Source organism: Spirochaeta dissipatitropha, from assembly GCF_054657935.1.
Genome location: NZ_BAAHXT010000003.1, coordinates 1 through 19,122, shown reverse-complemented (window position 1 = coordinate 19,122; position 19,122 = coordinate 1). Strand labels below are relative to the sequence as shown.

Genomic DNA, 19,122 nt, shown 5'->3' with positions numbered 1-19,122 from the left:
TCTGATTATGAGAGGGGAAAACCGACGGTAAAAACTGTACCTTTGCCCGCGTTGTTCTCCCAGCTGACACTTCCTTTTACACTCGCTGCTGCATTGGCTACGATATACAAACCAAGGCCAGTCTTTTTCTGTCCGCGTTTAGTAGTCACAAAGGGATCAAACAGGTTGTCTGAAATTTCTTCCGGGATTCCGCAGCCTGTATCGGAAACCCGAAGGAGTAGTGATCCGGACGATTTGCTGCATTCTATTCCCATGCTTCTCTGATCGACTGGTATATCATCGGGAAATGCATGGTCAATAACATTTACAACCAGGTTTGTAATGATTTGAAGGAAGAAGCGGTGCTGTTCACCAAGCGAAAGATCTTCGTCAATCATTACCTCTACCCTGCATGAAAGTTCTTCAAGTGCATGCCCGGTAGATGAGAGAACCAGTTCAATAATATCGAGAACCCTGATTTTCTGTTCGGCTTCAACAATGGTATCGGGGTGTATTTGATTCAGGGATTGAACCAGGGATTTAATGGAAGTAAGACTTTTTTCCAGAATCCCATGAGCCTCATTTATTCGGTTGATAGAAGAAGCAAAATCAGCATTCATGGGAATAGATTCCACATGCCTGCGTTCCTCGGCGGCAATACTGAGAGCTGTTATGGCATTTCCGAGGGGAGTGTTTACCTCGTGAGCTATACCCATTACCAGATACTCCAGGCTTTTCTGCCTTGCCATGTGCAGCAGTTCTGTATTGGCAGCCTGTGTCATGAGGTGGGTACGTACCCTGGCAAGTACCTCAAGATTATGGAATGGTTTGGAAATGAAATCTACGGCACCAAGTTCAAATCCTCTGGTAATGTTCTCTATTCTGTCAGCGGCGGACATTATGAGTACAGGAATAACTGCAGTCTTCTCATCTTCTTTCAGAATTCTGCAAACCTCAAACCCATCGATTCCAGGCATTTGGAGATCCAGGAGAATAAGGTCAGGATATTCTTTATTCACTTCCTCAAGGGCGATAGTGCCATCACCAGCCGTTCGGACTGAGAACCCATGTTTATCCAGTACCCTCTCCAGAAGAAGAAGGTTGTCAGGATTGTCATCGACAACAAGAATCTGTTTACCTCTCAGAAGGTGTTCCACTGATTTCTCCATTAGGTGTTTGTATCCGGATATGCTTAATAGTAAGACACATCATGCAGTCAGTCAATGTAAATTTAACTTGACTATATGTATAATATGCTTTACATTTAGTTTGTCGGGTGTTACATCCGGCAAGGAGGATGAAAATGTCATATCATGTTGCACGAACTATTACCCGGATACTCTCAGGGCTTGTTCTGTTGATTATGTATCTGCTGTATGTGGTCAGCAGATTTCAGGCTGGCAGTTTACTTATGGATGAATTACAGGCCTGGGCTCGGCTGATGCTGGTAGTTATTGGAATTGCAATTGTAGCGGGAATTGTGCTGGAGATTCTGTTTCACATACTTTTTTCGATCGGGGTAGCTGTGAAGGAAAGCATTGCAAACGGGCAGTGCAGTGAGGAGGAAATCGAAAAAAGCATTCAACAGGATATGGTAGAGGATGAAATGGCGAAACTGATCGGGCTCAAGTCGATGCGGGTATCTTTCGTTATTACTGTGATCGGCTTTTTCGCATCACTGTTCTCACTGCTGTTGGGATATCCGGCGTTCATAATGATCAATATAGTATTTGTGTCCTTTTTTATTGCAGGCATTTCGGATGGATGTACCAGGCTCTATTACTACAAGCGGGGTGTCTGAGGTGGCTATAAAATTCGAGATAAGTAATAATATTCGTAGACTTCGCTTCTTCGCTGGAGAAATGACGCAGCAGCAGCTTGCAGAGAAGGCCGGGATATCCAGGCAGACTGTAATTGCGATTGAAGGAGGGAAGTATTCTCCATCTCTTGAACTGGCCTTCCGGATAGCCCATGCTTTTGAGCTTCCGATCGGCGAGGTTTTTGATTACAAGGTGATTGAAAATGGAAAAGGAGGAGCTATATGAGAGTTCTGATCCTGGGTGCAAGCGGAGCTACTGGCAGACTGCTGGTCAGGCAGTTAATCAGCAGAGGAATCCAGACACGTCTTCTTGTAAGGGAATCAGCAATTCTGCCGGAGGATATCCTGGAGAACTCGCTTGCAGAAATCGTCCGGGCTGATGTTTGTGAACTGGAAAATGCCCGGCTGCGTGACCTTGTTCGAGGGTGCGCTGTCACTGTTTCATGTCTTGGTCATAATCTGAGTCTGAAAGGTATATTCGGAAAACCACGCGACCTGGTATATGACACCGTTCGGAGAATCAGTGAAATTATGAATGCTGATGAAATGGCAAGGCTGATTCTTATGAGTACAACGGCCTATACCAATGTGAAAGCAGGTGAACGGAATTCTCTGGGTGAAGGCATCATTTTTTCATTGCTGAAGCTTTTTTTACCACCTCACAGAGACAATGTCAGAGCTGCTGACCACCTGACAAAAGAAATCGGTGACAGAATTGGCAGCCTGGAGTGGGTTGCAGTACGGCCGGATACCTTGACCAGTGATGAGGAGGTGAAGCCATACGATATCTGTCCGTCCCCAGTGCGGAGTCCGATATTCAATGCCGGTACTATCAGCAGGAGCCAGGTGGGTCATTTTATGGCTGAGCTGATTACAGATTCCGGGTTGTGGGCGAAATGGAAATATCGGACACCGGTCTTGTACACTGTGTGACAGAAATCCATGGGGATTCCAGTTTGTATTGGCCTTTTCCCTCTGATCCTCTATCTTGTGTATATGAATAAATTGGTAATTATTACAACATCTACCCGGCCGCAGAGGCTGGGTATGCTTATTGCGGAGTGGGTGCAGTCGATAGCGCTTGAGATTGCAGCAGCAGACGGAAATGTCGAAGTTGAGCTGATTGATCTGGCAGACATTAATTTGCCGTTTCTGGATGAGCTGGTACCTGCAGCTATGGTTCAGCAGCAGTATATGAACGAGCACACCAAGGTCTGGTCGCAGCGAGTGGCAGCTGCTGACGGTTTTATCTTTGTATTACCAGAGTACAATCACTCATATCCGGCGAGCATCAAGAATGCGATCGACTATCTCTTTGAAGAGTGGAGCTACAAGCCATTGGGCATGGTTTCCTACGGGGCCAGTAAGGCCGTAGGTTGGGGTGCCAAGCATCTGCGAAGCGTGGCGGGGGAGCTGCGGATGTACGATGTCCGCGATTATGTCCTGATTCCCGACTGTTTCGATCGACTGGACAGTCAGGGAAACTTCAGTCCACTGGAGTATCAGCTTGAGGATGCGGCGGGCATGATCACCGAGGTGATTCGGGCTATCGAGCCGATGAAGCTGTTACGCGCTTAGATCGATTCAATCATCTCCAGAAGCCTGGTGGTGGTGTTCCAGTTGCGAATGCTCATGCAAAGTGGTATTTTGCAATAAGATCAGTATTCATGGAATTCGATTTTCATGAAAAAGGGATACAAGCATGCGCTTGAACACAGAACAGCAACGCAGCATTTGTACGGTAATCAACAGGTTTTTTGGTGCGGAGGCCAGAGTCTATCTGTTTGGTTCTCGTACTGATGACTCAGCCAAAGGTGGTGATATTGATCTGCTGGTGGAGTCGTCACTTGATGATCAAACTGCATTCATTCGAAAGCTGCAGGCGGTATCGGAAATGCAGCAGCAGCTGGGTGACCAGAAAATCGACCTGATTGTCACTCATTTACCTGAAAACGGGCATGAGTCTGAATCAGAAGTCGATAGCAGCCCTGTTATACAACAGGCGCGAAAGCATGGTATCGAGCTGACCCGGGAGGTGTTTAATGGATGATATACAAACTGCTTTGCTGACTTTACGTTCGTCGGTTCAGGAGTGTGACAGTCATATTCTACGGCTGCAGAGAGGTCAGGCTCTTCTGAGCAGCTTCTTTCCTTTGAGTAAAGTGATCATGGCACAAACCAGTGAGGATCAGATTGAGCATATTGATCAATTCATCTATCGCTTTATGAAACTGCAGGACTCTCTTGGAACCAGGCTGTTACCGTCACTCTATACTATCCTGGAGCAGAATACCCAACCACGACCCTTTCTGGATATGCTCAATCGTCTTGAACAACTCGGAGTACTGCCATCAGCTGCTGATTGGCAGTTTTTCCGTAATCTTCGGAACAATCTGGCACATGACTACCCCGAAACCATTGAACAGACAGTACTAACCCTGAATACATTACACAGCCATTGGCACAAGCTGCATGACTTTTATACACATATTCGTGAAAACGCAGAAAAATTGCTTGATTGATGTGAGAGCTTATTATATAAATCTTCGGCGTATTGCAAACCATGCCAGACCGCTCAGCAGGAGGCCGAGACCGATGGCCCAGACGACGGGATCCACGAAAAATGCCGGAACAAGACAGCCGATCAGACCAAGCCAGGAGATCCATCGCGGGTAGAGGGCTGTTTCACGAGGGATTCGCAGGGCAGCAGCGTTGGTAATAGCATAGTAGACAAGGACGCTGAAGGCGCTGAATGACCAGGTGGTACGGACATCGCCGATCAGGGTCAGCAGCAGAACCAGAGTTCCAACGGCCCAGACGGCACGGAGCGGGGTTTTTCCGCTGCGGTCAAGGATGGAGAAGAATCGCGGCATATCACCACGGCGGCCCATGGCCAGCAGGACGCGAGAGAGACCGAGAATCAGATTCAGCAATACCCCGGCCATAGCGGTGACAGCAGCAATCGAAAGAATCAATCTGCCGGGACTACCGGCGAACTCTGCTGCCCGCAAGGCCAGTGGGGCGGTGAGAGCAGCGGCTTCGGATGCCGATGTGGAATCGGCCGCAATCAAGCCGGCGGCGCTGGCTCCAGCGGAACCTCCATCGCTGCCGGGCAGGATGTAGCCGCTGATGGCAACACCGATGTAGAGCAACATGGTCAGCAGCAGGGTGGCAAGCACTGCGCGGGGGATCGTTCGGCGCGGGTTTTTGACTTCTTCACCCAGGGTTGCAATGCGCCCGTATCCGGTAAAAGCGACAAACATGAGGGCAACGGCATGCAGCAGGGCTGCAGAACCCCCCGGAGGCAGCAGGCTCAGCTGAATCGAGGCGGATCCGGGAGGGTTGCCGAGAGCCGTAACTGTGCCGCTGGCAGCGCCGGATCCCAACCAGGAAACTGTGCCCAGGGCGATAAAGAACAAGAGCGATCCAACGGTAATGAGGACTATAATGGCATTGAGGCGGGTACTGCGTCTCACCCCGGCTGCGACAATCAGGGTGAAGAGCAGAATGATTCCGGCAGCCATGACTGCGGCAGCGGCCTGGGGAGGTGGTGCACCGGTGACAGCACTCCATGCGTAGCCGGCGAATCCGAGCCCGGCCGTGGCAGCGGAAGCGCTCTTGGCAAGCAGAAACATCCAGCCGGCGGTGAAACCGGCTGCCGGAAAAAGAAATCGATATCCGTATTCATAACTCCCACCGCTAACCGGATGGACAGCTGCCAGTCCCGCACTCGAGAAACCGTTGCAGATTGCGATCATGCCGGCTATTACAACTGCGGTCAGCAAGGCATTGCCGGCAATTCCGGCAGTAATGGCAATACTGACAAATACCCCGGTGCCGAGCACCGAGCCTAATCCGATTATAATTGATCCGCCGAGTCCGAGCTCGCGCGTGAGTTTCTGATACTGCATGCAGCAAAGATAGCAGTTGGATGTGGCTGCCGTCCAGTTATCACTTTTCAAAACTGCCCATTGGAACAGCGAAGAGTATTTTCAGGCAGGCTGGAATAGACTGGAAGGAGAACAGATGAGATACCCTATTTTTATAGAGAAAGATCCAACATCGGATTATGGTGTCACTGTACCTGATCTACCAGGCTGTTTCTCTGCTGGTTCTACATTAGGCGATGCGGTGAACAATGCCGAGGAGGCTATTCTCACCCATGTCGAGGGTATTCTTATGGATGATGAAATTATACCTACTCCATCTACAATCCAGAAACTGAAAGCCGCACATAATAATCCGGATTATGTCTGGATGTTGTGTGAGGTTGATCTGAATAAACTGTCGGAAAACATAAAACGTATTAATATCACGATACCGGAAAAGGTGCTTTCCAAGGTAGACAATTATGCAAGCAAGCAGCGCGAAACCAGATCCGGTTTTTTAATGCACGCTGCGCTTGATTATATTTCACGACATTCCATGAGCTGATACTGCCATCATCCCAACGGTATCCTGCGCGGGTCATCGGCCTGATCGGCGGCCCGGCCGATGTTCTCATGCCGCCGGGCCCCTGCAATCTCGAGCTACACTACCTCGACAATTCCTGTCAGGCGGATGTCGCGGGAGGATGCTCCGACCAGAATCCTGAATTCACCGGGTTCGACCTTCCAGTTTCTGGATTTTTCGTCCCAGAAAGCGAAGCTGCGGGGTGTGAGTGTTACACTGACACCTGCTGATTCTCCTGCTGCGAGGGTCAGCCGGCTGAAACCCTTCAGTTCCTTGTCCGGGCGCAGTACTGACGACTCGGAATCACTGACATATACCTGAACGATTTCAGCACCGTCAGTAGATCCTGTATTCCGGACATCCAGCTCGACGGTAATCGATTCTTCCTGCCCGATGCGCGGTGCGGAGATACGCAGGTTTGAGTATTCGAAGCTGGTATATGACACTCCATGGCCAAAGGGATAGAGCGGTGCTATTTTTTTGGTATCATACCAGCGGTATCCAACCAGAATTCCTTCGCGGTAGGGAACATCAAATACCTTGTGGGTTTTTTCGGTTTCATCGTTCCAGCCATGATACAACTCTTCACCTTCGGGCAGGTAGCCGTAGCCCGGGGAGTCGGAAAAATCGCGTTCTATGGTAATCGGAAGTTTTCCCGATGGATTGATTTTACCGCTGATTACTCGGGCCAGTGCCCGGTTCCCGGTCTGCCCGCCATACCAGGCATAGATGACTGCTGCTGCCTTGTCGTTCCAGTCGGTCATCCGAATGCCGCTGCCGGAACTGACCAGCACGACCGTGCGCGGGTTGAGTCCCACGGTGCGACGGATAACAGCCTCTTCAGCTTCGGGCAGCTCAAAGGAACGGTCACAGCCCTCGCTGTCCAGGGTTCCGGTACTCAGGAGCACAACATCCGCGGCGGCTATTTCCTTATCATCTGGATTCTCAACATATCGGATCGCCGAACCCAGTTCCTGCTCGAGTTCGTGCAGCAGGCTTGTATTGTTAAAGCCCCGAACGGATGCCGCCCCGCCCCCGGCTGCGGTTTCGTTCACAAAGCGACCGGTCACCAGAATCTTTTGACCGGATGACAACGGCAGGACAGCGCTGTCATTTTTCAGCAGTACAATCCCCTCCGATGCGGTCTGCATGGCTACCTGTTCATGATCGCCGAAGCGATCGAGCATTTCGGGCTGACGGAAGTTCTCATCGTAGAATCCCAGGGCAATGCAGGTGGTAATAATGCTTTTGACCATACGGTCGATGTCCTGTTCATCTATCTTTCCCTGTGCAAGCAGGTTTTCAATATCGCCCAGAACTTCACGGGCGGGCATTTCTATATCCAGCCCTGATTTCACGGCTTTTTCACAGTCCTCGATTGCCCACCAGTCGGTCATTACAAGCCACTGAAAGCCGAGCTCCTTGCGTAAAATGTTCTGAATCAGCTCCTTGCTCTGGCTGCACCATTCCCCGTTCAGTAGATTGTAGGCAGTCATGACGGCCTTCGCTCCAGCCTCGATACCAGCTGCGAATGCAGGCATGTAGATTTCGCGGAGACTGCGGTCATCGACAACAGAGTTGCTGCGCCGGCGGAAGAAATCACTGTTGTTGGCAATAAAATGTTTGAGAGTAGCTGCAACGCCGGTACTCTGCAGCCCCGGTACATATTCTTTAATAAAGCTTGCTGCCAGGAAAGGATCTTCGCCTAAATACTCGAAGTTGCGGCCGCACTGGGCGTGCCGGTAGATGTTCATGCCCGGTCCCAGCAGGAAGGCAACCCCGGCAGCCCGGCATTCCTCACCGATGCTGCGGGCGTAATTATAGGCAAGTGAGGTGTTCCAGGTCGCTGCGAGCTGCAGCAGGCATGGAAAAGCCACGGATTCCTTGATATGCATCTCTACCGACTCACCAAGCCAGTCCTCGCGAATGTTGACCCCGCAGCTGGCATCGGCCATGAGAACTTCCGGAATATTTTGTGATGGGATACTGCGGATATAAAACCCCCGCACTCCGCCGGTCAGGGAGATCTTCTCTTCTATTGATAACTGCTGCAGTAAGGTCTCTGCCTGTTCTGAGGCCTGACGGTACAGCTCTGATTCATCGGTTTTTTGTGTGTGTTCTGACATGTCGGAAATAGTAGCTGACCGGGGTGAGTTTGGCAACGGGATTCCTGTTGATTATTCCAATAATTAAAGATCCTGGAACAGCTTGCTTTATCGTGCTTTGTGTATCATTCTTGAATGGATAGAGAGGGTATCATTATTATGGCTGTAATTACCAATGAAGACAGATTTATCAGGAACGTAGAGGATCTCATAGACCCGGCAGAAGTATGCAACCTTTTTTTCTTTCAGCGGTTCAGAAAACTTATGCCGAACACTCTTTTCAGGAAACTGTTGGTCAGGACTTCCCGAAAGACGCCCTATATGGGTTTCGTCATTGAACCATACAGCCTGTTTCTGTTTTTTAAACTGATAGATGTCGATAAAGCCAGAGCAATGCTGCCGGAACGCTTTGAACTGATCAAGGCATCTGTATTTGAAGGTGATGAACCTGACTACTATTTTGGTATCGGTAATCTGAATACCCGGGGCAGCACATTCTGGGGAGTCCGGCTGGAATCATACCTGATCGCCCGTGATAAAGAGACGGACATAATCTCCTGGATATTTTTTGATATTCTCAGTAATACGATTATTGCTATTCCTTCCGAGGGAATTGTAGATCCTAACAGTAAGAATGCAATATTCACTACCAACTCAAAGGGTGATGTATATGTGGACATAAAGGATGATGGAAGCAACAAGGAGCTGGTGCTGAAAGGAAATCTGCAGAACGGAAAGCTCAGAAAACCCGATCAGCCGTTATGGGTTATGGGAAATACCTCTATTGCTCATGTGAAGAACATTTCAGCACGTGGAGACGATCCCTTTGCGGTGATTTTTGATCCATCCGAAGTGAGCGCTGCAATGGATCTGCCGGTAGATGATTTTGTAATCTCGCGGAATACCCTGGTACCAGATTTCGCCGACAAGAATCCAGTGAAAATCGCGTGCTTTCCGTATACCCAGCACTATATAGCTGACAGTCCCGGATGCCGGACTCATGTCCGGAATACCGATGATCTGATATTTCACTATAACCGTCTGGCCGGGATGAGCAGCATCAAGACCTTTTCTACGAAATCAATCAGGAGACTGTTTCTGGCGGGCATAGTTAGCTCTCCGATTATTTCCCTGATCCTTTTAATTCTCCTGATTCTTAAATAATGAGGCAAAACCGGAATGAATAAAGAAGAATATCGATCCTTTGTACGGAAAACCGAATCCCTGGCAAAACCTGAGGATGTCACAGCTATCAGCTTTCTGGGTGATTTTAATCGCATTCTTCCCAAGCGAGCCCAGGATGCGGTTATGGAAAAAGGAAACAAAAAAATTCCTTATATGGGTTTTATTGTCGATCCCTACTGCACTTTTCTGGCATATCGGATCAAGAATATTGAAACAGCCCAGGCAATGCTTCCCGAAGGTTATGAGCTGGCCGAGACCTCGCTCTTCAAAGGTGAGCAGAAACAGCCACTGATTATTTTCAGTGCCTTTACCGCCCGGACCTCTGCTTTTATCGGAATGCGTCTGGAAATGTATATTATCGCCCGCCATACAGAAAGCGGCCTTTTATCCTGGATTATTGCAGATTACGTAACCAACACCAACAGTCATGATCCGAAAAACGGATTTTGCGGCTACAGCAGCGATAAAGCAGTCTTCACGACCACCCCCTACGGGGAGGTTGTGGTGGATGTTAAGAGTCGAAGCACAGGAGAAGAGCTTTCTCTGACAGCGGAGATCCAGAGCGGCACGATGACACTTCTGGATGAAGAACTCTGGATCGAGGGCAATCTTTCTGTTGATTACGGTGGAAAACTGAAGGAACCCGGTACGAAGCCCTTTGGCTTGATTTTTGATCCAGTACTCATGAAAGAAGCCCTGCGAGTTCCACTGGACAGGATGCAGATACAACAAAACAGCTATATGAGTGATCTCATCGGGAATGACTCACCGGTAAGTGCTGCCATATTTCCTTTCAGTCAGCATTTTATTATCAAGCAGAACATGAAGCGCACAGAGCTCATGAAAGAACCCGATCTGCACCCGCTCATACAGGATTTTCTGGACCGCAGCGGATTCAAGACTATGAAAGGTGAGGACCTCAAAAAGCCTATTCTCCGTGGAATGATTGTCTCGACGCTGTTCAATTATGGCCTGATTCTCTTCCTGCTGTTCAAGCTTTTTTCTGCATAGCAGCTGATGCAATTCAGTCGCTGTTCTGGTTCAGAGTGCATAGCTCGAGACTCCTGGTCCAGACCTTCTCGACCTGACTTCGGTCTATAGCGTGGGGAGCGGGTTTCTCTTCTCTGGTAAGATTAAAGAATTTCCCGGAAACAGCCTCCAGTTCACTGGAGGCTGCCAGATAGTAAATAGCCTGAGCCGAGATACGGGGTTCGCGCGCCGAAGAGAGAACAAGCTTGTCCTTCATGAATCGATACAGCTTTCCGTTGTTATTTCCTATATCGGACACTACGTTTCCCGGATGCATTGCATTGATTGTTACCTGCGAGTCTGCAAGATACTCGCTGAATTTCATCATGGTCAGCAGCTGAGCAGTTTTTGAAGCTCCATAGCTTTTAAGGCCTGTGTAGAAATGCCAGCGCCAATCGAGATCTTTCAGATGAACTCCTGACAGCGCAAAGCGGTGCCCTTCGGAGTTGACCAGGATTATCCGTGCGCGGTTTTCCTGTTTCAGCTTCTCCATCAGGAGATAGGTAAGTAAAAATGGGGCAAGATGATTTACCTGGAAAACCATTTCTATAGCATCGTGAGAGTAGGTTTTGCGTGTGTAGTAGACCCCGGCATTGTGGATCAGCACATCAATAGGCCGATCCAGCTGCAGCAGTCTTTGGGCGCAGAGCCTCAGATCATTCAGTGAGCTGAAATCCGTACAGATACTCTGAACGGAACAGCCGAATCGCTGTTTCAGTTCCTGTTCCAGTGTCGCTGATTTTTCGGGATTCCGGTTGATGCATACCAGGTCAGCCCCGCGCTCGGCAAAATAGAGAGCCGTTTCACGCCCGATGCCTGCCGTAGCCCCGGTAATTAGCACCAGCTTTCCCTTCATAGTTTCGGAACATGGAAGCGGATCGCGTTTTTCATTGCGAATCAATTCGCCCATATCCCGGAAGCGGTATTGAATCAGGTATTTAAGTAGTCTCATCAGTCAAACATCTTTCTACTTTTCGCTGATTATATCAACTGACCACCGGCAGAAAAATAACAATCGTGGTGCCACCAGCCAAACCACCACCGCTTTCAATATGCAGGCTACCCCCGAGATCGCTGATAATCTGGTGACTGATGGTCAGCCCCAGTCCGATGCCTTCACCGGGTTCACGTGTCGTGTAAAATGGATCCAGGACTTTCGGCAGATGCTCATCAGGAATCCCCGGTCCTGAATCAGCTATGCTAATACGTATTTTCTCGTCTTCCACTCGCCCCGTTACTCTGATTTCTCGGGTCTTACTCTCCGGGTTTGCCTGCACCGCTAGCAAGGCGTTATGGGCAATGTGCAGCACAGCCTGGCTCAGCCGACCCGGCTGCGCATAAATGGCAGGCAGCTCATCAATTTCTGTGCTCAGATGCATGGAATGATCAAGCTGCGGTTCAATGATCAGCAGTGCCCGCCGTATTTCCTCGCCGGGATCAATGTGTTGCTTGGTCTCCGAGGGGTCAGCAGCCAGGGACTGCAGCGATTTGACAATCCCGTGGATCTTAATCGCTCCCGAGTGAATGCCCTGCAGAAGATCCCTCATTTCCTGCAGCAGCAGCGGATACTCGATTTCATTCTTCACTGCAGAAAGCTGTTCAGATTGCGTTTCGTTATCACAGATGCTCAGCAAGCGCAGAATATCTTCAAAGTCGGTTTCAAAGGCCTCGCTGCTGTTGATAATATAATTGACGGGGTTGTTGATTTCATGGGCAATGCCTGCCAGAAGCGTGCCGAGGCTGGACATCTTTTCGCTGTGAATGAGATGCTGCTGCGTCGCCTGAAGCTGCTGCAGGGTAAGCTCCAGGGATCTCTGCTTTTCCCGCAATTCTATGTGGGTACGGATCCGTGCCAGAACCTCCCGGGTTCGAAAGGGCTTGGTAATGTAATCCACCCCTCCAGCTTCAAAGGCCTGTACAATATTAAAGGTCTCATTCAATGCACTGCAGAAAATGACCGGAATTTCTGCAGTAGCTGGATTCTTTTTCAGTTCAAGACAGATTTCATACCCGTCATGCTCCGGCATATGGATATCCAGAACAATCAGATCGGGGGTCTCATGCGAAATGCTCTCAAGCATGGCAGTGCCTGACAATGAAGCCCGGGTTCGGTAGCCCTCGGCTTCCAGAATATCGGAGAGCACCTTCAGGTTTTCCGGGTTATCATCGGCAATAAAGATTGTCTGTGGACTGCTGCTTTTCATGTGTCTTCCTCCTGATCTGCTGACAGAAATGAGATTATCTCTTCAAAGCGATATTCATCGGCTAGTTTGCTTATTACGGGCGACTGCAGGGACACATCCCTCAATGCCGCAAGAATACCGCTGCGGCTACCCAGCCGAGCTTCCTTGATAATCCTGCTGCGTAATTCATCCGGCAGAGTTTCTGGCTTCTTCAAGGAATCCGAATCCGATCGCGAACCGGTCTTGTCTTCAGACGCAGTGGAGTAGTCATAGGTAATATCCAGGAGAATCGAAAGGGTTTCCAGCAGGCGGGTAATACGGTAGGGCTTGAACATGAAGCCATCCGCTCCCGCATCAAGCACAGCCTGCTTGTCCTCCACCAGAGCGCTGGCAGTGAGTGCTACAATCTTGACCCTCCGGCCTCCAGGCAGCGCCCGGATCTGTTTTACCAGCTCGATACCGTCGACTTCCGGCATAACGATATCGGTGAGAATACAGTCAGGCTGCCACTTCCGGAACACCTCAATACCTTCCTTACCCCCGGACGCACAGCGGATCGTAAAACCCAGGGGTTCCAGTAGTTTGCGTGCTATGTCCCTGTTGGTTTCCCGGTCATCGACTATCAGAACCTTGATCGGCAGACAGTTGGCGCTTACACCTGTAATTTCAGCTACCGCACGGGTGGAAAGACTCAGCTGTTTGCGGCTATTGGCGTTTTCATCGGGCTCCGGAGCGGAGAATGAAAACGAAAAGGCACTACCGGAATCATCACTGCGGTCCAGGTGAATATCACCCCCAAGCAGCCTGGCATACTTGCGGCTAATCGCCAGCCCCAGCCCCACACCTCCAGCAGTACCGGCCTCATTATTCCCTGACTGCTCGAAGGCGGTGAAAATACGCTGTTGATCATGATCAGCAATGCCGCCGCCGGTATCCTCAACTACCACACGTGCAAAGGGACGCCCACCGGATTCCGAGCGATAGCTCGCCTTGATTGTAATAGTGCCTTCAGCAGTATACTTCACTGCATTGTTCACCAGATTTATGAGAATCTGACGGATTTTCTGTTCATCGCTGACAAGATGCTGCGGAAAATCATCTGAAACATCAGAGAAAAGCGACAGGCCTTTTTCGCTGGCGACCGGCTGCAGGAACTGGACCACCTGCCGGATCACCTCCCGCAGATTGACCGAAGAAGGCTCATATACGATCTTTCCTGCTTCAATCCGGGACATATCCAGGACCTCATTGATCAGCCCCAGCAGATGCTCACCGCTGCGGTTGATAACCTCCAGACTGCGCCGCTGTTCATCACTGAGAGCGCTATCCCGCTGCAGCAGTTCAGAATAACCGAGAATTGCATTCATCGGGGTCCGGATCTCATGGGTCATATTTGCCAGAAACACGCTCTTGGACCGGTTGGCGTACTCTGCCTCACGTTTGGCTGCCCGTAAATCAGACTCCACCCTGTGCCGCAGGCGGATCTGTACAACCAGAAAAATCGTTGTAAGAATCGCTATCAACAAAGCCAGTGAAATTACTGCAATCAATAGAATGACCCATAAGGGAATACTGCTTTGCGTCTCGGTGAATCCTGCCAGATACTGTCCGATAATCCGGTAATAACTGCTGTCGGGGTCTGCTTTCAGCTTGATCAAGGCTTCATCGATCCGGTCTGCAATCTGCTGCGAGCGTTCTGTTCCCGGAGTGAGGGCATAGCGGACAGCAATCGGGTTTACCGCGATAGGGGTACTGTTAATGTTGTAGTGCCTGGCCTGCGATGAACCGAACAGACGGTTGACTACTGCCGCATCAGCCTGGCCTTGTTCGAGCATGGAAAAAGCACTGGAATAATCAAGAACCTCCGACAGAATGAAATCGATTCCCAAACCCTCTCTGAGTGCACGGAGTCCAAGATCACCAATCAGGTGGATGTCGTTCTGCATGCCGACAATGTGCAGACCCTCAAGCTCGAACAGGGACTGAATATCGATATTCTCTCTGGTATAAATTGCTCCCCAGTCCATGAACACATCTTCCCGGGTCAGCGTAAAATTACCGTCACGCTGCCTGGAATATGCAACATCCATTAAAAGATCGATCTCTCCGGCTGCGGTTCTGTCCAGAAGCAAGGCCCATTCATCTATATGAAATTCCAGGTTCCAACCGTTCACCCGGGCAATCTCACGAATGAGTTCATAGTGCAGACCGCCGATGCTCCCATCCGGACGGGAGAATATCTTCGGCGGATTCTGATACACCCCCACACGAATCGGCTGATGAAAATCGGCATGAATGCTGACCGCCGCAAGCATGAACAATGCAGCAAACACCACCGAAACCAGCGGTACCAGAGGACGAGAAATCTTCATGATTCATCCTCCGGCTGCTGATTCTCTTCAATAAAACGAATAATCTCGGGAACCCGATACGGCTTCTCGATCGCTGCCTGAACCAGCCCGTTGCGCAGCCCCTCCTGAATCCGCGTATCTTCAATGAACCCGGAGATAATAACACGCCTGGCCCCCGGTTGCTGATTCCTGACCCAGTCCAGCAATTCAGTACCGCTCACCTGCGGCATACGCTGATCGCTGAACACAAAGTCTATGGATTGCTGCGCAAGAATCTCCCGGGCAGACTCCGCACTATGGGCACAGAACACCTCGAACCAGCGCCTGAACTGAGCCCGAAAGGCCAGCAGATTGATCTTCTCATCATCTATATACAATAGTCTTGTTTTCGTCATTACTATCCCGTCAGGTCACCCTAGGACCCATACTACAATTGTAGAGCAAAGAACCCGGTAATTCCGCGAAAATGCCAATATTTCTGTAATTTGCTCAGGAAATTGATCCGGGCGTGCCCCCGACGGAAGCCCAAAGTAGGGTACTACTCTCACCGCGACACCCCGCCGGGGTCGGGCCATCCGGAGCTTCGGCCGATGGACTGCCCTCACAGAACCAGGAAAACCCGTAGCACACAAACCAGTCCACCGGCTGCTTACGCACCCCTCCTGTCCCTCACGCAAGACATTCCCGCTGCTGCCGTTAGCGCGCATGAATGAACCTGATCGGAAGAAGCCGCCAGGGATTTGTATACAATATGGATTTTGTAAACATATTGTTTGCTATAATACATCGATTAGATAATACTGTTGGTAACAGATAGAAAAGCCGGTGGGAGTGATGCCTGTCTTTGTATTGAGAACCAGGATCCGGGGAGCATAACTGCGTAAAAAAGTCCGCTGCGGCAGGATACACGAAGCAGAGGGCACTTGCTTTACTGGTGGATGCAGGTTTGCAGTGGTATTATGTATAGTTGTTGGTGTGTGGATACAACGGAAATATACGCAAGGTGGCGTGTGTTGGGGAGTTAGACGACATATTCGACAATGTTTTAATAAATCTTCGCCATCCATGGCTCAGGAGGAAAGGAAATATAATGGCAAGCGAAGAACATATAAAAATCTTACAGAGTGGAATTGAAAACTGGAACTCATGGAGAAATGAAAACCCAGGACTTTCTCCGAGTCTTAGAGATATAACATTTTCAGATAAGTTTCCAAATCCAAAGGAAATATATAATCTTCCAAACTTTGAAAATTGCAATTTTTCTAATACAGATCTTCATGGTGTTTCTTTACGAAATGGTTTTTATACAAGGTGCAATTTTAATGGTTCACAAATTAATTTTGCAGATCTTGTTGATGCATATTTTGAATCCTGCACATTTAATGAGGTTAGAATGCGGGTAACAAAAATTGGTTCAGCTTCATTTCATAATTGTTCATTCATCGATTCAGATTTATCGTATTGCTCTGCACAGGATACTTCCTTTTCAGGATCAACATTTAAGAATACAAAGCTTGAACATATCAGCTTCATAAATAATGATTTTTCAGATTCAACAATTCAAGGTTGTTTTGTATACGGAATTTCTTCATGGGATTTAAGCCTTGAGAATGCTGAACAGAAAGACTTAATTATCACAAATGAAGACCAACCACAGATTAAAGTAGATAATATTGAATTAGCTCAATTTCTCTACTTAATAATTAACAACAAGAAATTAAGAGATGTCATTGATACAATTACTTCAAAAGTAGTCTTAATCTTGGGTAATTTCTCGCCAGATAGAAAAGCTATATTGGATGAAATTCGAGACATATTGCGAAAGTCTGATTTCATTCCTGTTATGTTTGATTTCAAAAAACCTGCATCCAGAAATTTAACCGAGACCGTAATGACATTAGCCAATATGTCTAAATTTGTTATTGCGGATTTAACTTCCCCTCGAAGCATTGGTCATGAACTATCAGCTGTTATTCCACGACTCCAATCTGTCAATTTTTATCCTATAATAAATCAAAATGAAACAGAGTACGGTATGTTTGAGGAATTTGCAAAACTACAATGGGTGAAACCTATTAAGGAATATGATAGTGTTAAAAAAATGGTTGCATTAATACTAAAAGATGAAATGTAAAGTGTGAGAAAGTACATCCATGTACTTTCTTAGGTTGAAACTGAAACGTCGAATACGTCGTCTAACAGCGAGTACCCGGCTACGCTTCGCTCCGCCCAAATTGACTCCCGTTGGTCGCCAACTTCGGGTACTCGCGGAACGTTATGTCCACTTTTATTTATGAGGAAACCCTAAATGAGAGAAATTAAAATAAAAGAAATTACAGAAAAAGATATTCCTCAAATAGTAGAGATCTGGTATGAAGTGTCTCTTAAAGCTCATAGCTTTATTCCCTGCAATTATTGGAAAGAAAATAAAGATCAAATGAGCAATAAATACATACCAATGTCTGAAACATATCAAGCAACAGATGGGAAGGATATTTTAGGTTTTGTTTCATTATTAGATGATTATCTTGCTGCGATATTCGTGAAATCTGAATTCCAGGGGAAAGGTATTGGATCTTTATTATTAAATCATGCAATGAGTATTCGAAATACTCTACAGTTAAAAGTTTTTTCAAAAAATATAAAGAGTGTAGAATTCTATACATCAAAAGGTTTTTCTGTAATTTCAGAAGCAAATGACAATGAGACAGGAGAAAATGAGCTTGTCATGCAGTGGCACAAATAAAACTGGGCGGCGGGCACGCCCGCCAGCTGTCCTACGTCGCTTCGCAACTTCGGACAACTGGCGGGTATCCACAATGTCCAAAACAGGCTACCCAGTTCAGAATTTGGGCAACGGCGATTCTGAAAGAGTATATCATCAAGGGTTTTGCCATGGACGATGAAGAAATTAAGGATTTAAACGAGATTGTCACCATGTATCTTGATTATGCCGAACGAAAGGCTCGTAAAAGAAGAACCGTGACCATGGCAGAATGGTCTGGTAAACTTGATGCCTTTCTGAAGCAATAAGAAAAGGCAAATATTGTGGATAAGTATGTGATATAGTATAGTCAAACGGAAATGAGACAAAAAGGAAGCACTATTGGTCAGAGAAAACAAGACTCAATACGTTATCCTCGGATTTTTACAATACAAGCCCATGAGTGGATATGATATTAAGAAAAGTACCGATGAAAGTTTGAGGTATTTTTGGCAGGAGAACTACGGGCATATTTATCCTGTTCTAGCCAAACTTCAAGAGCAGGGAATGGTTACTTCCAGTCTGGAAGCATCGGAAACCGGCCCGGATCGGAAAGTATATTCTATTACCGAAAAAGGCAAGGGAGCGTTTACAACCTGGCTTAACCAGGAAGCCGAACCACCAAAATACAGAAAAGAACTGCTTTTAAAACTCTTTTTCCTGCCCGCAGATAAAAAAGATTCAATGGTCAACCATTTGGAAGCCGAAATAGAGCGGCATAAAAAGCTTATGATTGATTATAAAAAAGTGCAATCCCAACTTGAACAACTTAAAACCGACAGCAATTATTCACCGGCATGGCTCTTTACGGTCAGAAACGGTATGTACACAAGCGAGGCCCAAATCAATTGGTGCCGTGAATGTATAGAATTCCTCACTGAAAAGAACTGATTTGTAGAAATCTCCATTAATAAAACAAAAACTCGATTTTTCCCTTGACTATATCTGTGTGATATATATATGTATATCCATGTGATTGACTATATCACAGTGATATAGTTATGAAATTCACGGTACAACAACGTTGGGTCAGGAAGATTCTACGGTGTACAATATTCATTCACCCCAGGAGGATAATAATGAGTGAAAAATTCCCTTTCAGATTTTTTGTGGTTACATTTTTATGGACATGGCTGCTTTGGTTGCCATTCGTTTTAGCTGGTCTTGGTGTTTTACAATTAAGTGACACTATGATTTCTTCAATGACCATGCCAATGATTGGCCTTGGCGCATTTGGTCCTGCGGTTGGAGCATT

At 47.8% G+C, this 19,122-nt stretch carries 20 protein-coding genes; 13 read left to right on the top strand and 7 right to left on the bottom strand.

Annotated features, from left to right (window positions below; all coding sequences use genetic code 11):
* Window positions 1–5 precede the first annotated feature (5 nt).
* Window positions 6–1,148 (bottom strand): hybrid sensor histidine kinase/response regulator, encoded by a 1,143-nt coding sequence (locus ACYQ2L_RS03720; protein ID WP_460051198.1) that lies wholly within the window; start codon window positions 1,146–1,148, stop codon window positions 6–8.
* Between the two features lie 134 nt (window positions 1,149–1,282).
* On the opposite strand from ACYQ2L_RS03720, the gene ACYQ2L_RS03715 reads away from it, so the two are divergent.
* The 6 genes from ACYQ2L_RS03715 to ACYQ2L_RS03690 all read left to right on the top strand — a co-directional run bounded on the left by ACYQ2L_RS03715 (window position 1,283) and on the right by ACYQ2L_RS03690 (window position 4,320).
* Entirely contained in the window at window positions 1,283–1,780 is a 498-nt protein-coding gene (locus ACYQ2L_RS03715; RefSeq protein ID WP_460051196.1) for a hypothetical protein, read from the top strand.
* Between the two features lies 1 nt (window position 1,781).
* Window positions 1,782–2,024, top strand: coding sequence for a helix-turn-helix transcriptional regulator (locus ACYQ2L_RS03710; protein WP_460051194.1), 243 nt, complete (start codon window positions 1,782–1,784; stop codon window positions 2,022–2,024).
* Window positions 2,021–2,731 carry an NAD(P)-dependent oxidoreductase gene (locus ACYQ2L_RS03705; protein ID WP_460051192.1) on the top strand — a complete coding sequence of 237 codons (711 nt, stop codon included), beginning with the start codon at window positions 2,021–2,023 and terminating at the stop codon, window positions 2,729–2,731. Before ACYQ2L_RS03710 ends, ACYQ2L_RS03705 begins: the two co-directional genes overlap by 4 nt.
* A 63-nt stretch (window positions 2,732–2,794) precedes the next feature.
* Window positions 2,795–3,376: an NADPH-dependent FMN reductase gene (locus tag ACYQ2L_RS03700; RefSeq protein ID WP_460051190.1), complete on the top strand. Its 582-nt coding sequence runs from the start codon at window positions 2,795–2,797 to the stop codon at window positions 3,374–3,376.
* A gap of 124 nt (window positions 3,377–3,500) precedes the next feature.
* Window positions 3,501–3,848, top strand: a complete 348-nt coding sequence (locus ACYQ2L_RS03695; RefSeq protein ID WP_460051188.1) for a nucleotidyltransferase domain-containing protein — start codon at window positions 3,501–3,503, stop codon at window positions 3,846–3,848.
* On the top strand, window positions 3,841–4,320 hold the full coding sequence (locus ACYQ2L_RS03690) for a hypothetical protein (protein ID WP_460051186.1): 480 nt from the start codon (window positions 3,841–3,843) through the stop codon (window positions 4,318–4,320). Before ACYQ2L_RS03695 ends, ACYQ2L_RS03690 begins: the two co-directional genes overlap by 8 nt.
* A 12-nt stretch (window positions 4,321–4,332) precedes the next feature.
* Here ACYQ2L_RS03690 and ACYQ2L_RS03685 read toward each other — a convergent pair whose 3' ends face one another.
* Complete coding sequence (locus ACYQ2L_RS03685; protein ID WP_460051184.1) at window positions 4,333–5,709, bottom strand: APC family permease; 1,377 nt, start codon at window positions 5,707–5,709, stop codon at window positions 4,333–4,335.
* 115 nt (window positions 5,710–5,824) lie between these two features.
* On the opposite strand from ACYQ2L_RS03685, the gene ACYQ2L_RS03680 reads away from it, so the two are divergent.
* Window positions 5,825–6,232 carry a type II toxin-antitoxin system HicB family antitoxin gene (locus ACYQ2L_RS03680; RefSeq protein ID WP_460051182.1) on the top strand — a complete coding sequence of 136 codons (408 nt, stop codon included), beginning with the start codon at window positions 5,825–5,827 and terminating at the stop codon, window positions 6,230–6,232.
* 95 nt (window positions 6,233–6,327) lie between these two features.
* Here the strand turns inward: ACYQ2L_RS03680 and ACYQ2L_RS03675 are convergent, their stop codons facing one another.
* The gene (locus tag ACYQ2L_RS03675; protein WP_460051180.1) at window positions 6,328–8,376 is read right to left on the bottom strand and encodes a beta-glucosidase family protein; all 2,049 of its coding nucleotides are present in this window, start codon (window positions 8,374–8,376) and stop codon (window positions 6,328–6,330) included.
* 114 nt (window positions 8,377–8,490) lie between these two features.
* Between ACYQ2L_RS03675 and ACYQ2L_RS03670 the strand changes: the two genes are divergently transcribed.
* Entirely contained in the window at window positions 8,491–9,519 is a 1,029-nt protein-coding gene (locus tag ACYQ2L_RS03670; protein ID WP_460051178.1) for a hypothetical protein, read from the top strand.
* 15 nt (window positions 9,520–9,534) lie between these two features.
* The gene (locus tag ACYQ2L_RS03665; RefSeq protein ID WP_460051176.1) at window positions 9,535–10,551 is read left to right on the top strand and encodes a hypothetical protein; all 1,017 of its coding nucleotides are present in this window, start codon (window positions 9,535–9,537) and stop codon (window positions 10,549–10,551) included.
* A 13-nt stretch (window positions 10,552–10,564) separates the two neighbouring features.
* On the opposite strand, the gene ACYQ2L_RS03660 is transcribed toward ACYQ2L_RS03665, so the two are convergent.
* From ACYQ2L_RS03660 to ACYQ2L_RS03645, 4 genes are read right to left on the bottom strand one after another with little or no spacing between them, the layout of a single operon-like run.
* A complete protein-coding gene (locus tag ACYQ2L_RS03660) occupies window positions 10,565–11,521 on the bottom strand; it encodes an SDR family NAD(P)-dependent oxidoreductase (RefSeq protein WP_460051174.1) in 957 nt (318 codons plus the stop codon).
* A gap of 34 nt (window positions 11,522–11,555) precedes the next feature.
* On the bottom strand, window positions 11,556–12,773 hold the full coding sequence (locus ACYQ2L_RS03655) for a hybrid sensor histidine kinase/response regulator (protein ID WP_460051172.1): 1,218 nt from the start codon (window positions 12,771–12,773) through the stop codon (window positions 11,556–11,558).
* Window positions 12,770–15,124 (bottom strand): response regulator, encoded by a 2,355-nt coding sequence (locus ACYQ2L_RS03650; protein ID WP_460051170.1) that lies wholly within the window; start codon window positions 15,122–15,124, stop codon window positions 12,770–12,772. The genes ACYQ2L_RS03655 and ACYQ2L_RS03650 overlap by 4 nt, the downstream gene beginning before the upstream one ends.
* Entirely contained in the window at window positions 15,121–15,498 is a 378-nt protein-coding gene (locus tag ACYQ2L_RS03645) for a response regulator (protein ID WP_460051168.1), read from the bottom strand. The genes ACYQ2L_RS03650 and ACYQ2L_RS03645 overlap by 4 nt, the downstream gene beginning before the upstream one ends.
* Window positions 15,499–16,193: 695 nt before the next feature.
* Here ACYQ2L_RS03645 and ACYQ2L_RS03640 point away from each other — a divergent pair.
* The 4 genes from ACYQ2L_RS03640 to ACYQ2L_RS03625 all read left to right on the top strand — a co-directional run bounded on the left by ACYQ2L_RS03640 (window position 16,194) and on the right by ACYQ2L_RS03625 (window position 18,758).
* Window positions 16,194–17,237 (top strand): pentapeptide repeat-containing protein, encoded by a 1,044-nt coding sequence (locus tag ACYQ2L_RS03640; protein ID WP_460051166.1) that lies wholly within the window; start codon window positions 16,194–16,196, stop codon window positions 17,235–17,237.
* Between the two features lie 174 nt (window positions 17,238–17,411).
* A complete protein-coding gene (locus tag ACYQ2L_RS03635; RefSeq protein WP_460051164.1) occupies window positions 17,412–17,849 on the top strand; it encodes a GNAT family N-acetyltransferase in 438 nt (145 codons plus the stop codon).
* The gene (gene rhuM, locus ACYQ2L_RS03630; RefSeq protein ID WP_460051162.1) at window positions 17,837–18,136 is read left to right on the top strand and encodes a RhuM family protein; all 300 of its coding nucleotides are present in this window, start codon (window positions 17,837–17,839) and stop codon (window positions 18,134–18,136) included. The genes ACYQ2L_RS03635 and rhuM overlap by 13 nt, the downstream gene beginning before the upstream one ends.
* A 73-nt stretch (window positions 18,137–18,209) precedes the next feature.
* Window positions 18,210–18,758, top strand: coding sequence for a helix-turn-helix transcriptional regulator (locus ACYQ2L_RS03625; protein WP_460051160.1), 549 nt, complete (start codon window positions 18,210–18,212; stop codon window positions 18,756–18,758).
* Window positions 18,759–19,122 lie beyond the last annotated feature (364 nt).